A 12,208-nucleotide genomic window follows, 5' to 3' on the forward strand; every position below is an offset into this window, starting at 1 on the left:
CAATGAGTTATGTATAATGGTTATATAATATGAATAGTGGGGGAGATGAAGTGATAAGAAAAGGGCGTTTTGCTTTATGGGGAAGCAAAGAGTTTGAACTAGTTTCCTATCAACGACAATACTACTTACAATCGGAAGATCCTTTAGACTTGGAGAACGGCTTCGTCGGAAAAAATGGGGATAAACAGGTTTTCATTAAATCAGTCTCCGTCAGAGAACTGGAGGATGCGTATGAAATCGTTCCGTATGCGATGATTGCGGGCTATCGATTCGCTGTGGAAGGATACAATGAAAAGACTGGAAAAGTTGCACTTGTGACAAATAATCCTTTTGTTAAAGAGAAGATTGAAGTGAGCGCTTACGGGAAGTTTGAATATATAATCAAAATTTCGTTAGATGAGATTCGATTAGAGGAAGATCGGGTTCCGATACTTGGCTTTGAAGGCCTGTACACATAAAAAGGTAATTGTGTACGCCGAAATGACGGTGCACACGATTACCTTTTACTGCTGAAGGATGAACTAGTTTCTGTCGCTAGATGACTTACGTTTGGTGTGAACTTTTGAATGTCACTTTTTGTTAGTAAACTTGTCTTTCAGTTCACCAAATTTATCCTGCGCTTGCCCTTTAAACTTGTCGACCTTGTCGTTGTCCAGTGCGGTACCGATCTTGTTTTTTACTTCACCAAATTTATCCTGCGCTTGCCCTTTAAACTTGTCGACCTTGTCGTTGTCCATTGCGGTACCAATCTTGTTTTTTACTTCACCAAATTTATCCTGAGCTTGCCCTTTAAACTTGTCGACCTTGTCGTTATCCATTGCAGTGTCAAATTTGTCTTTTACTTCACCTTTTACTTTGTTTACAGCGCCTTTGAATTTGTCAGAAAAACTATTACTCACAATAAAACCCCCCGTCTGGTTAATAATACAACTATATACCCGACATCGAATATAGTAAACGTTATTGGAAGTTTAGTAAGAATCGTCATTTTTTTTAGCTATCGATTTTTCGTCTGCAGGATTTGAAGGCGGTCAAATAATCTTCCGTGACAATCGCAAAGCCGACAATTGCCATGGTGTGAAATGAATTTCATTATTCAAGTAAGAAAGCGTCGATAAGTGTGCATAATAAGGAAGGGAAACTGTGGAAGATCGACTAAACGGAGGCGACGTAATGATTGGGAACTTTAATATACGGAGAGAAATATTTGAAGATACACAATACGAAACATTACATTTTGAGTTGACGTTGGATGGGAAAGAGTACCAAGGGCATTATAAAGACGATGAAGTGAACTGGTTTCAAATGCAGCCCGATCAGGAAAATCATGCAATGGAGCTTGAAGATCTGAATGCTGAAGTGAAGAAACGTATTAGAGAATGGGAAGAGAAATGAATTGGAAGTTATTTGGAGGCCGCCTATCACTAGGTGGTTTTCTTATTTTGCAAGACCTTGTAGTATTGGAGTCATATGAAAGCATTCTGGGGGGCAGGAAAAATGACAGCGAAGCGTAGAGTTGGGATGTATGGCGGGAAGTTTTTACCGGTACATTTAGGGCATGTAAATGCGATGGTGATGGCTTCAACAATTGTCGATGAATTACATGTCGTTGTATCATATGATGAAGAATATGAGAAAGGAGTCTTCGATGGGACAGGAATGAAACCGATTTCGGCGGTTCAACGACTTCGCTGGTGGAGCGAAATTACGGCTGATTTGGATCATGTATTTGTACATAGTGTAGAAGAAAAGCAAACAGGGAAATTTGAAGACTGGATGGCGGGTGCAAAAGCGATTAAAGCGTCTGTAGGGAAAGAAATTGATGCAGTCTTCAGTTCTGAAAGTAGTTATAACGAATACTTTAATGAATTGTACCCAAACGCTACGCATATCGTGCTTGATAATGATCGGGAGCTATTTGATATTTCGGCGACAAAAATCAGGGATGAAGGACCTTATGTTCATTGGCATATGATTCCCCAAGAAGTTCGTCCCTATTTTGTGAAAAAGATTGCAGTCATTGGGACGGAGAGTAGTGGGAAGTCGACGCTCGTACGAAATCTAGCGCGTGTGTATAATACCTCGTATGTTGAGGAATACGGTCGTACATATTACGACAAATTCAAAGATTCGATGTCGATTACGCTAGAAAGCGATTATCATGAAATTGCGTTTGAGCATAAATACCATGAACGTATGCAAACACGAACGGCAAATAAAGTGCTTTTTATAGACACGGAAGCAATTGTTACGCAGTATTATTCGGAGCTGTATGTCGGGAAAAGATTGGATATTTTAACTGAAGTGGCAAAGTTACAGGAGTACGATTTACATATTTATTTGGAGCCTGATGTGGCATGGGTGAACGATGGTATGCGTGTTCATGGGGGACAGTCGATTCGAGAAGGAAATAACCGTAACTTGAAACAGATGTTTGATGATGCGGGTGTTGACTATGTCACTGTAACAGGGAATTATGAAGAACGATTTGAAAGATGTAAGGAATTGGTAAAAGTGATTATGAAGTGAATAGGGAGGGGCTACCTGTGTTTGGTAGCCTTTTTTGTTATGTGGAAATTAAGTTAATCAAAAAAATGCCTTGTATTGTATGAAGGTTAGATAGAACTGCCATACTTTATGCTAGGACTTGATTATATAGACGGCAGTCATACAGAGGAGGATAAAGGATGGAAGAAAATATAAATGACTTATCGAGCTACGGAAAAAATTGTTGATTACAGTAAAACTGGTGGTTCACTTGTGTGAAAACGAAGGGAGTCTTATGCAATGAGTTTAGCGAGTATTGGCGTACCTGGCCTGATTATCATCCTTGTTATTGTTTTAATTTTGTTCGGACCGAAAAAGTTACCTGAAGTGGGAGCTGCGGTAGGGAAGACACTTGCTGAATTTAAAAAGTCAGCGAAAGACATTATGGAAGATGAAGAACCAGTAGCCCCAAAGGAAATAAAGAAATCGGACCAACTATAAGCAGGTGAAAGTATGGATCCATATGAAGATCACAATCGTAAAAATGTAAGTCCACTTGATAAAGTTCAAGTCGAAAAGGCGAAGGAGCAGGGTGTTGTACCAGTTGCACAGAAAATAGAAACGAAAACAACAGAAGAAGAGAAGGTCTTGGAACACAGTCTTGAAACGGATCCGTCCCTTGTCGATCATCTCACAGACTTGAGAAAACAGCTCGTTAAAAGCGCAGCTGTTTTCCTTTTCTTCCTAATCGCAGTGTTTTCGAGTATCAATCTATGGTTTCCGTATATTACTCGCGAGCATGAGCTAATCGTTCTTGGACCACTCGAAGTCGTGAAGTTTTATATGTCGATTTCAACGGCGCTGGCATTCGGTTTGTCGATTCCTTTTCTCTGCCATTTTCTCTGGCAGTTCGTAAAACCAGGACTGAATGAACGGGAAAGCCGTTTTTTGAGCCTATACTCGCCCGTGATGTTACTGCTTTTTCTTATAGGCGTGTCGTTTGGTTACTTTATCGTCAATCCCCTTAGTTATACGTTTCTTGTGTCATTAGGAGCTGTAAATTTTAACGTCATGGTGTCGGCGCAAGAATACATCAGTTTCTTGCTCATGACGACTCTACCGATTGGGCTGTTATTTGAGTTGCCTATAGTTGCGTTGTTTTTGTCTGCAATCGGGATACTTACTTCGTATTCAATGAAAAAAGTGCGGAAATGGTCGTATCTTGCCATCGCAGTTGTTTCGGCTTTGATTACACCACCGGATTTTGTTAGCCAACTCATTGTATTGATTCCAATGGCGTTACTTTACGAAGTGAGTATCCATATCGTCTTGTATACGGAGCGTCGAAATGCTGTCGCAAACTAATACTATAATCCATATCTGTTGATTTACGATTATCTTACATGAAGTACCTGTAGGAAAAGCATACAAGTCAATATTTGCACTTGTACATTTTCGCCTCGCTTTGGACGAAAAGCTGGTTTGTTTGGTTAGTTAACACATGTGACAATAATCGACATTTTCACAACAAAAACGGCAGCCTATATAAAGGTTGCCGTTTTTGTGTAAAAGTCTTTTCGGTTAATCGTTTATCCTGTATTAACAGGCAGTAAGATCCCCACTTTGAGTCATCTAGGACACGAGAAGACTAAGTGGAGAGTTCAATTGCCCGCAAAAGCCCGAATGGTTAAACTAACAATCAGTGGGGGATGAAAAAACCCCCTCTGATTGAAGATTAACTTAATAAAACGATTTTACGAATTGCTTTGTGATTCGCTTTTTTTGGAAAGTGTACCTGTAAACGATTCAACCTGTTTCATCAGTTTGTCCCTAGCGTCTTTATTTCTCATTAAATATGCTGCGCCGAGTCCAAGTGCTGTCATGGCCATTTTGTTCATCATTCAATCATCCTCCTTATTTTTTTGTTCATGATAATATGCCCGAGTTGTAGGATATTAATCGGTAAATCTGCAAGAAGATTGTTCCAAACTGCGTAAGGTTAGACTTTGAACATCCAGCTCTTTATAATTAGGTAGTAGGAATTACAAATTTTTGGGAGGCAATTATGTTTAGAAACAGAACGAACTTATTAGTTATATTCATTGCCGCTTTACTCATTATCGCGGGTTGTGGAAACAAGGAGAAAGAAACTTCAAAAACAAAAGAAAACCGACTAGTCTATGCGTCGGAAGCTGAATTTGAAGGACTTAATCCGTTACTGGAAGAAACGAACTTGGATGCGCTATTATTCCGTGGCTTGATGCGGTTCGATGAAAATAATGAACCTGTTACGGATATTGCGGAATCGTATGAAGTATCAACGGATCAGTTAACGTATACGTTTGTTTTAAAAGATACGATTAAGTTTCATGATGGTGAACCACTTACTGCTGACGATGTTGTTTTTACTATTGAAAGCATTCTCGACGATAACAATGCGTCATTCTTAAAAGAAGATTTCACTGAAGTTGATTCGATTAAGAAAGTAGACGACTATAAGCTTGAATTGAAGCTAAAACGTCCATTTACACCAATGCTTGATAAACTGACAGCTCCAATTCTTCCAAAGCATGCATTTGAGGGTGTTGATATGCGGACAGCTGAATTCAACAGTCATCCAATTGGTGCGGGCCCGTACATGTTTGACAAATGGGATCGTGGCAACAGTTTAACATTAAAAGCATTTAACGATTTCCATGGAAAGAAACCTTCTATTGAAAAAGTTATTTTTAAATTCATTCCGGATAGCAATGTGCGTGCATTGCAACTTAAATCTGGGGAAGTTGATATTGCACTACTCGATCCTGTACAAGTTGAAGAGTTAGAAAAAGAAAAGAATATTAAGATTTACGATATTGAATCTGCGGATTACCGCGGCATTCTTTATAACATGACTAAAGATTTATGGAAAGATGTTGATGTGAGACGTGCATTTAGCTATGCGACGGACCGCGCTCAGATTGTCAAAGGTATTTTGAAGGGATACGGAACAGAAGCGTATTCACCCCTTCAAAAACATGCGTTCAACAATGAAAATGTAGAGAAGTATGCATACGACGTTGAAAAAGCGAAAGAGCTTCTAGACGACGCAGGCTGGAAAGAAGAAAAAGACGGTTTCCGTTATAAAAATGATGAAAAATTGGCGTTTACGATTACCGCACCTGTTTCAGATACAGTTCGGGTAAATATGGCGAACTATGTTGCCGAAGGATTCAAGAAAATCGGTGCGGATGTCAAGGTAGATGCGCTTGACTGGAGTGCAATTACGATTGAAGATACAGAAGCATTCATGATTGGATGGGGTAGCCCTTACGATGCCGATCATCATACGCATATCCTGTTCCATACAGATCAGTCGAGTTTAACAAGCTCCGGTTATAACTTTGGGAGCTATTCAAATGCCAAAGTGGATGAGCTACTCGAAAAAGGGCGTCTCACGACGGATCCTGAAGAGCGAAAGGCGATATATATGGAGTTCCAAGCTGAGCTGGCGAAGGACCCTGCATTTGACTTTATCGCGTACGAAGATGCTGTTTACGGCATTAATAAAAATCTAAGCGGCGTGAAAGAACGGATACTTGGCCATCACGGATCTGGTTTCCTCTGGAATGTTGAGGAGTGGACGTGGAATGACCGTTAAATGGATTGGGAAGCGAATGATGATGGGGATAATTGTCCTCTTCATCGTAAGCTTCCTCTCTTTTTTCATCATGCATGCAGCTCCCGGTGATCCGGCGGCGGCTTTTTACGGAGGGAATGCGCAAACATTGAACGCGGCTGAAAAAGAACGAATCAGCCGTGTTTTTTCGCTTGACCGACCTGTCATTGCGCAGTATGGTACGTGGTTAGCGGAAACGATGAAAGGGAATTTAGGCGTTTCGTATAAAGAAGGGCGGCCCGTATCGACCATTCTTATGGAGCGGCTACCAAATACATTACTTCTTTTCGGCGTGACGCTATTTTTCATTATAATTGGTTCAATCTGGCTTGGAACGACGGCGGGCATGAAAGCAGGGTCTCTGTGGGATAAAGGATTATCGACAGCCAGCATTGTTACGTCTTCAATTCCGGCATTTTGGCTCGGGATTTTATTTATTTCATTTTTCGCAGTGAAACTGGGCTTCCTTCCGTCATCTGGAACGGGAGATATCGGCGGTGAAGGTGGATTTACGGATAAATTACGTTATCTACTCATGCCAGCAACGGTTATCGTCTTGACTCACGTTGGGATTTACGCACGCTTTCTCCAAGAGAGCATTAAAGCCGAAAGCCGCAACTACTATGTAACGGTTGCGCGTGCCAATGGTGTAGCGGAGCAAGTCATTCGAAAAGGGATTTTACGCAACGCATCGATTCCTTATTTGAATTATATCGGTATGACCATACCTTCATTTGTTGGCGGGTCGATTATCGTGGAATCGCTCTTTTCATGGTCAGGACTTGGACAACTAACCGTAAAAGCAGTGGTTACGAAGGACTTTCCACTATTGATGGGTGGTATTTTACTAACGGGTTTGATTGTTGTCTTGAGCCTTTTCGTTATTGACCTCATTACGTATTCATTGAATCCGAGGCTGCGGAAAGGGGATGTGCGATAAATGAAATCACGAAAAGCACTGACTTTTTGGTGCACTATCCTCGGCATTATTGTAGTCATGACTATTTTTGCAGGTTTCCTTTCGTCGTATGAACCAAATGACATGAATCTCGATGAAGTATATACCTCTCCTGGTGAAAGCCATCTGTTAGGAACGGATCATCTTGGGCGCGATGTCTTTTCACGTCTTTTGGAGGGCGGTAAAGTAACGCTGACTGTAGCGAGTATCTCTGTGCTAGTATCGCTTGTTATTGGCGTACTATACGGCGGAATTAGTGGCTATGTCGGAGGAATCGTTGATACTGTTATGATGCGATTTTTAGAAGCGCTCATTACGATCCCTTCACTTATTATCATCTTAGCGTTTCAAGCATTCATGCAAGGCGGGATGTGGAGTATGGCGCTCATTATTGGTGTTACGGGTTGGCTGGTTACCGCACGTATCGTCCGCTCTGAATTTATCCGATTGAAGGATGCGGAATTTGTAAAAATGGCGATTATGTTCGGGACACCGATGTGGAGAATTATTTTTGGTCATATGCTTCGCAATAGTATTCCCGCTATTTTCGTTGTTACATTGTTCAATTTTGCAGGAGCCATATTCATCGAAGTGTCGCTTAGTTTTCTAGGGATTGGCGTACCACCAGCGATTCCATCATGGGGCAATATGCTGTACTACGCGCAAAATGATATCCTAATTGGCGCTTGGTGGATTGGGGTGTTCCCGGGAATAATGATTTTCATTACAATTCTTGCGATTAACTTTATCGGGGAAGCGTTGAAAGATCCGGAACGGAGGCGTTTAGATGCTTAGTGTACGTCAATTGTCGATTGACATCGAAGGGAAACCGATTGTGCGTAATAGTTCGTTTTCTGTTCCACTCGGAAAAATAACTTCAATTATTGGCGAAAGCGGCAGTGGGAAAAGTATGACGGTTTCCGCGCTGCTGGGGATATTGCCACCAGGTGCGAAAGCGACTGGACAGGCTCTATTTTATGACAAAAACTTACTTACCGTTTCGGATAAAGAAATGATGGAAATACGGAGAACACACTTATTTACAATCTTTCAAGATGCAGCGAACAGCTTTAACCCCTCCGTGAAGATGAGGCACCAACTTTTTGAGTTTTCAGGAAGAAAATCGGGCGATACAAATGAAGAGTTCCGATTGAAGATGGAGGGCATCTTGGATGATCTTGGCCTTGCACCAGAAATCATGGAACAGTATCCATTCGAATTATCGGGTGGTATGTTGCAACGATGCATGATTGCATGTGCTTTGTATATGAAACCGGGTCTTTTAATTGCAGATGAACCCACATCCGCACTCGATATGGTGCTACAAAAGGAATTCATTGGGCTACTGAAGCGATTGAATGAGCAGCATGGGACTACAATACTTCTTATTACGCACGACTTGGATATTGTCGCAGAAGTGGCACATGATATGGTTGTTATGCGTCATGGCGAAGTTATTGAGACTGGCAGTGTTACAGAGGTATTTGATTGTCCTAAGCATCCTTACACAAAGCTTTTATTGGATAGTCGGTTTTAAAGGAGCGGAGGTGTGACGGTGTTAGCGGTAGAAAATATAACGAAAAATTATAGTAGTGGAAGTAAAGCGAAAGCAGTCCTTCGTGCAATCAGCCTAACAGTTGGAGAAGGTGAAATCGTTGGGCTCGTCGGGGAAAGTGGAAGTGGAAAAAGTACGCTAACACGTGTTATTATGCAGCTTGAAGCTCCTGATAACGGTACGATATTATTCAATGGTTCGCCCGTCACGAGGCAGTCGAGAAAAGCATTTTACAAAGAGTGCCAACTCATCTTTCAAAACGCATCGGCTGCCCTCAATCCATTATGGACCGTCCGTGAGATCTTGATGGAACCGCTTCGTAATAAGAAAGGGGACCGAGATGCTCATATTCGACGTATGCTCGGCAAGGTAAAGTTAACGGAGGCCCATTTACAGAGACGTCCTTCCGAACTGAGTGGTGGAGAAAGACAACGTGTTAACTTGCTCAGATCAATTCTCGTTGAACCAAAACTACTCGTATGTGACGAAATCATTTCTAGTCTGGATCGATTGATTCAAAGAGAAATTATTGATTTACTGATAGAACTTAACCGTGAAACCGGCATGGCCTTACTCTTTATTGCGCATGATTTGCAAGCCGTTAAGTATATGTGTGACCGGCTATATGTGTTGAATGATGGGGAGATTGTTGACGAGAGTGTGAAAGTGGAAGGTAAATTCAACTTTACACACCCTTATTCGGCAAGGCTTTTTGGGGCAGAATATAGAAGAGGATAAGGGTAGTTGGTTAATGGAGTAATTTTATTTTATTAATATAGAGTTCGGGAATAAATTACTCGGGCTTTTTTTTGTATGAAGAAATAAACCCGTTGCTTCATTAGCAAGCAACGGGTTCTAACTATGATTACTTATCTTTGTCCGCATCTAAAATGTTAAATATAATTTGTGCATGGTCTGTATTATCGAGTAACCCGGCAAAACGATCTTTGGATGGACCGAAAGCATACACAGGTACGTCTTCACCGGTATGTCCACCAGTTGTCCAACCTGTATAAGAACGCTTGTCGAAAATTGTTTTGATTACGTTATTAATAGCACTCGCTTTTTCACCAGCAGCTTTAACAGATTCAATCTCAACTTCTGTCAGTGGTAATAACTCTTGATCAATATAGTTTTTTAAGGTTTCTTCGACATCTGCACCATTGGCAATTTCATCTGCCATATAGGAAGGCGTCCGTTTTGCGGCTTTGATTGTATCACTATGCCAGTTATAATTGCCATCTGCGCCTATAGAAAATCCGCCTGTAGAATGGTCAGCGGTTGCTACGACTAGCGTATGCTTATCTTTTTTCGCAAATTCAATAGCTGCTATAAATGCTTTTTCAAAGTCTTCCATTTCACTCATTGCACCAACAATGTCATTATCGTGGCCAGCCCAGTCGATTTGGCTTCCTTCAACCATAAGGAAGAAACCATTGTCATTTTTACTTAAGCGATCGATTGCTGCAGTAGTCATCTCTTCAAGTGATGGAATAGCATCTGAACGATCTATCATTTTGGGAATGCCGCCAGTAGCAAACAATCCTAGAATCTGGTCGTTAGTATCCTTTAAAAGATCTTCTTTAGTGGTAACATAGCTAAATCCATCTTTTTTAAAGGATTCCGTGAGGTTGATATCTGAGCGTTCAAAGTTTGATTTTCCTCCGCCAAGAAGGACGTCGATTTTATGTTCACCATTGATCAACTCATTGTAGTAATCATCTGCAATTTCATCCATATTCTTACGACTTTCATTGTGGGCACCAAATGCAGCAGGCGTTGCATGGGTGATTTCTGAGGTAGCAACTAGCCCAGTCGATTTTCCAGTTTCTTTTGCAGCCTCTAAAACAGTTTTCACGTTAGATTTGTTTTTATCTACAGCAATTGCTGCATTATAAGTTTTTACGCCGGCAGACATTGCAGTTGCTGCTGAAGCTGAATCTGTTATTGTTTGTTCTGGATCGTCGGGATAAGTCATTTGTTGACCGACAAGGTACTTGTCAAACGCTGTTTTATCAACAAAGGGCGTAGTAGGATCATCTTTCAAGTAACGATAAGCTGAGGTGTAGGAAACGCCCATTCCATCACCAACGAGGAAAATGACATTTTTAATTTTAGCATTGTTGTTGGTTCTAGCTTCATTCGCCTGAACGCTTGGATTAGCGTTTATACTAACCAAACTTGTAACTAGAACCGTGGAGAGAACTGCAATCGGAATAACCTTTTTAAAAAACTTCTTTTTCAACAATGTAAAACCTCCTATTTATTTCTACTAACAAAGGTAACTATAAGCGAGAATTGTTAATCTAGCATGAATGGCATGTAAATTTGTGTTAATAGTATGTGAAGAATTGAAAAGGTTATTCGGCAATCGATCTTGCGCGAGAGGATGGAAATAGCTAGCGGTTTTGTGCATAAGCGATATTAATCCCAAGATTATGTTCAATCTACGGTTGCAGTCGAATAAATTTTTTCCTTTGAAGGGTGGATGTTGAAAATAAATAGTGTCACGGATATCACCAACATCACGAATGTCCCTGCAATGACAACGTACTGAATAAAAATAAGTTGAGCTGCCAATTCCAACTAACTACATCAAAGGATGCTTCCAAGATACGACCACGTTCCCAGGCCTCATCTGATATTCCTAATTTATCAATCATTTTTAACAATAAAAAATCCCACCCCAAAGACCTTAAGTCTTGAGGATGAGATTGTATGAATCGTGGTGCCATCTCAGTTTATTACGATGTTTCCATCGTAACCTTATCAGGTACGGAAAATAGATGCGTATTTCTAGGCTCTATAACAGGAGCTCCTGTCACTCCATCCCCATTGTTGGTTCCAAAGTGATGCTCAGAGACTTGTTTCGATAACACATTCTTACTCCTTTTCAGCAACCGGAGCTTTCTGCAAAGAATGAACGTTAGCTACTCTTCTCTTCAACGCGTTTGATTTTTAAAGATAATAGCATTTGTGGTGTGAATTGTAAATAGAAAATTCAATTTGATGGACAGTAATGATATATGAGCAAGATTTGGAATCTGGAATTAAGTCATTCTAAGCCCTCCTAGTTGGAGCATACCCTCATACAATAAGTTAACTATATTTTTGTATGGAGGCGATCTTATCAATCTATGGATCGATATATCCACACGGAAACACCAATTAAAACTTTATGATGATTATCACTTACTTAAAATTTATCCAATTGCAGTAGGGAGAATGGTTACATCAACACCGATGGGGACATATAGAATCATTAATAAACAAAGCAATCCTGGTGGGCCATTTGGGGCATTTTGGATGGGATTATCAAAACGCCATTATGGGATACACGGAACAAATAACCCTTCCTCTATCGGTAAAAATGTGTCACATGGATGTATTCGAATGCATAATGAAGATGTTTTAGAATTAGCTTCGATGATCCCGATTGGAACCACTGTTTATATTCATAGATAAAACGCTGACTACCTTGTGTTAATTGAGCTTCATTTGCTTGATGGGAAAGTGATTCGTGGGCACGACTCGAATTTATTATCTTATG

The 12,208-nt window shown here is 40.6% G+C and carries 15 protein-coding genes and 1 other annotated feature; of the genes, 11 read left to right on the forward strand and 4 right to left on the reverse strand.

Annotation, left to right across the window (positions count from 1 at the left end):
- The first annotated feature begins 50 nt into the window (after positions 1-50).
- The gene (locus I2484_RS04995; protein WP_207149945.1) at positions 51-458 is read left to right on the forward strand and encodes a hypothetical protein; all 408 of its coding nucleotides are present in this window, start codon (positions 51-53) and stop codon (positions 456-458) included.
- Between the two features lie 111 nt (positions 459-569).
- On the opposite strand, the gene I2484_RS21800 is transcribed toward I2484_RS04995, so the two are convergent.
- Positions 570-899 carry a hypothetical protein gene (locus tag I2484_RS21800; RefSeq protein ID WP_346014155.1) on the reverse strand — a complete coding sequence of 110 codons (330 nt, stop codon included), beginning with the start codon at positions 897-899 and terminating at the stop codon, positions 570-572.
- 244 nt (positions 900-1,143) lie between these two features.
- Between I2484_RS21800 and I2484_RS05010 the strand changes: the two genes are divergently transcribed.
- The 4 genes from I2484_RS05010 (at position 1,144) to tatC (ending at position 3,852) form a co-directional block, all read left to right on the forward strand.
- Positions 1,144-1,395 (forward strand): hypothetical protein, encoded by a 252-nt coding sequence (locus I2484_RS05010; protein WP_207149946.1) that lies wholly within the window; start codon positions 1,144-1,146, stop codon positions 1,393-1,395.
- A 102-nt stretch (positions 1,396-1,497) separates the two neighbouring features.
- Entirely contained in the window at positions 1,498-2,529 is a 1,032-nt protein-coding gene (gene nadR, locus I2484_RS05015; RefSeq protein ID WP_207149948.1) for a multifunctional transcriptional regulator/nicotinamide-nucleotide adenylyltransferase/ribosylnicotinamide kinase NadR, read from the forward strand.
- 258 nt (positions 2,530-2,787) lie between these two features.
- A complete protein-coding gene (gene tatA, locus I2484_RS05020; RefSeq protein ID WP_207149950.1) occupies positions 2,788-2,988 on the forward strand; it encodes a twin-arginine translocase TatA/TatE family subunit in 201 nt (66 codons plus the stop codon).
- 12 nt (positions 2,989-3,000) lie between these two features.
- Positions 3,001-3,852, forward strand: a complete 852-nt coding sequence (gene tatC / locus I2484_RS05025) for a twin-arginine translocase subunit TatC (RefSeq protein WP_207149952.1) — start codon at positions 3,001-3,003, stop codon at positions 3,850-3,852.
- Positions 3,853-4,241: 389 nt separating this feature from the next.
- Here tatC and I2484_RS05030 read toward each other — a convergent pair whose 3' ends face one another.
- Positions 4,242-4,388 (reverse strand): hypothetical protein, encoded by a 147-nt coding sequence (locus I2484_RS05030; protein WP_186668287.1) that lies wholly within the window; start codon positions 4,386-4,388, stop codon positions 4,242-4,244.
- Positions 4,389-4,552: 164 nt separating this feature from the next.
- On the opposite strand from I2484_RS05030, the gene I2484_RS05035 reads away from it, so the two are divergent.
- The 5 genes from I2484_RS05035 to I2484_RS05055 are packed head-to-tail and all read left to right on the forward strand — an operon-like array spanning position 4,553 to position 9,396.
- Entirely contained in the window at positions 4,553-6,127 is a 1,575-nt protein-coding gene (locus I2484_RS05035; RefSeq protein ID WP_207149953.1) for an ABC transporter substrate-binding protein, read from the forward strand.
- Positions 6,117-7,085 carry an ABC transporter permease gene (locus I2484_RS05040; RefSeq protein ID WP_207149954.1) on the forward strand — a complete coding sequence of 323 codons (969 nt, stop codon included), beginning with the start codon at positions 6,117-6,119 and terminating at the stop codon, positions 7,083-7,085. The genes I2484_RS05035 and I2484_RS05040 overlap by 11 nt, the downstream gene beginning before the upstream one ends.
- Positions 7,086-7,898, forward strand: a complete 813-nt coding sequence (locus tag I2484_RS05045; protein ID WP_207149955.1) for an ABC transporter permease — start codon at positions 7,086-7,088, stop codon at positions 7,896-7,898.
- Entirely contained in the window at positions 7,891-8,640 is a 750-nt protein-coding gene (locus I2484_RS05050) for an ABC transporter ATP-binding protein (protein WP_207149956.1), read from the forward strand. Before I2484_RS05045 ends, I2484_RS05050 begins: the two co-directional genes overlap by 8 nt.
- A gap of 18 nt (positions 8,641-8,658) precedes the next feature.
- Positions 8,659-9,396, forward strand: a complete 738-nt coding sequence (locus tag I2484_RS05055) for an ABC transporter ATP-binding protein (RefSeq protein ID WP_346014156.1) — start codon at positions 8,659-8,661, stop codon at positions 9,394-9,396.
- Positions 9,397-9,523: 127 nt separating this feature from the next.
- Here the strand turns inward: I2484_RS05055 and I2484_RS05060 are convergent, their stop codons facing one another.
- Together I2484_RS05060 and I2484_RS05065 are read right to left on the reverse strand one after the other, a co-directional pair.
- On the reverse strand, positions 9,524-10,906 hold the full coding sequence (locus I2484_RS05060) for an alkaline phosphatase (RefSeq protein ID WP_207149958.1): 1,383 nt from the start codon (positions 10,904-10,906) through the stop codon (positions 9,524-9,526).
- Between the two features lie 277 nt (positions 10,907-11,183).
- Positions 11,184-11,330 carry a hypothetical protein gene (locus tag I2484_RS05065; RefSeq protein WP_207149959.1) on the reverse strand — a complete coding sequence of 49 codons (147 nt, stop codon included), beginning with the start codon at positions 11,328-11,330 and terminating at the stop codon, positions 11,184-11,186.
- A 29-nt stretch (positions 11,331-11,359) separates the two neighbouring features.
- Positions 11,360-11,613: a binding site (T-box leader), on the reverse strand.
- Positions 11,614-11,787: 174 nt separating this feature from the next.
- On the opposite strand from I2484_RS05065, the gene I2484_RS05070 reads away from it, so the two are divergent.
- Positions 11,788-12,123, forward strand: coding sequence for a L,D-transpeptidase family protein (locus I2484_RS05070; protein WP_207150102.1), 336 nt, complete (start codon positions 11,788-11,790; stop codon positions 12,121-12,123).
- Positions 12,124-12,208 lie beyond the last annotated feature (85 nt).

It is taken from the genome of Sporosarcina sp. E16_8 (genome assembly GCF_017347095.1).
GTDB lineage: Bacteria > Bacillota > Bacilli > Bacillales_A > Planococcaceae > Sporosarcina.

Coding starts and splice junctions, on each gene's coding strand:
- nadR (WP_207149948.1), top strand. CDS start 1,498: ATGACAGCGAAGCGTAGAGTTGGGATGTATGGCGGGAAGTTTTTACCG.
- tatA (WP_207149950.1), top strand. CDS start 2,788: ATGAGTTTAGCGAGTATTGGCGTACCTGGCCTGATTATCATCCTTGTT.
- tatC (WP_207149952.1), top strand. CDS start 3,001: ATGGATCCATATGAAGATCACAATCGTAAAAATGTAAGTCCACTTGAT.
- I2484_RS05030 (WP_186668287.1), bottom strand. CDS start 4,388: ATGATGAACAAAATGGCCATGACAGCACTTGGACTCGGCGCAGCATAT.
- I2484_RS05035 (WP_207149953.1), top strand. CDS start 4,553: ATGTTTAGAAACAGAACGAACTTATTAGTTATATTCATTGCCGCTTTA.
- I2484_RS05040 (WP_207149954.1), top strand. CDS start 6,117: ATGACCGTTAAATGGATTGGGAAGCGAATGATGATGGGGATAATTGTC.
- I2484_RS05045 (WP_207149955.1), top strand. CDS start 7,086: ATGAAATCACGAAAAGCACTGACTTTTTGGTGCACTATCCTCGGCATT.
- I2484_RS05050 (WP_207149956.1), top strand. CDS start 7,891: ATGCTTAGTGTACGTCAATTGTCGATTGACATCGAAGGGAAACCGATT.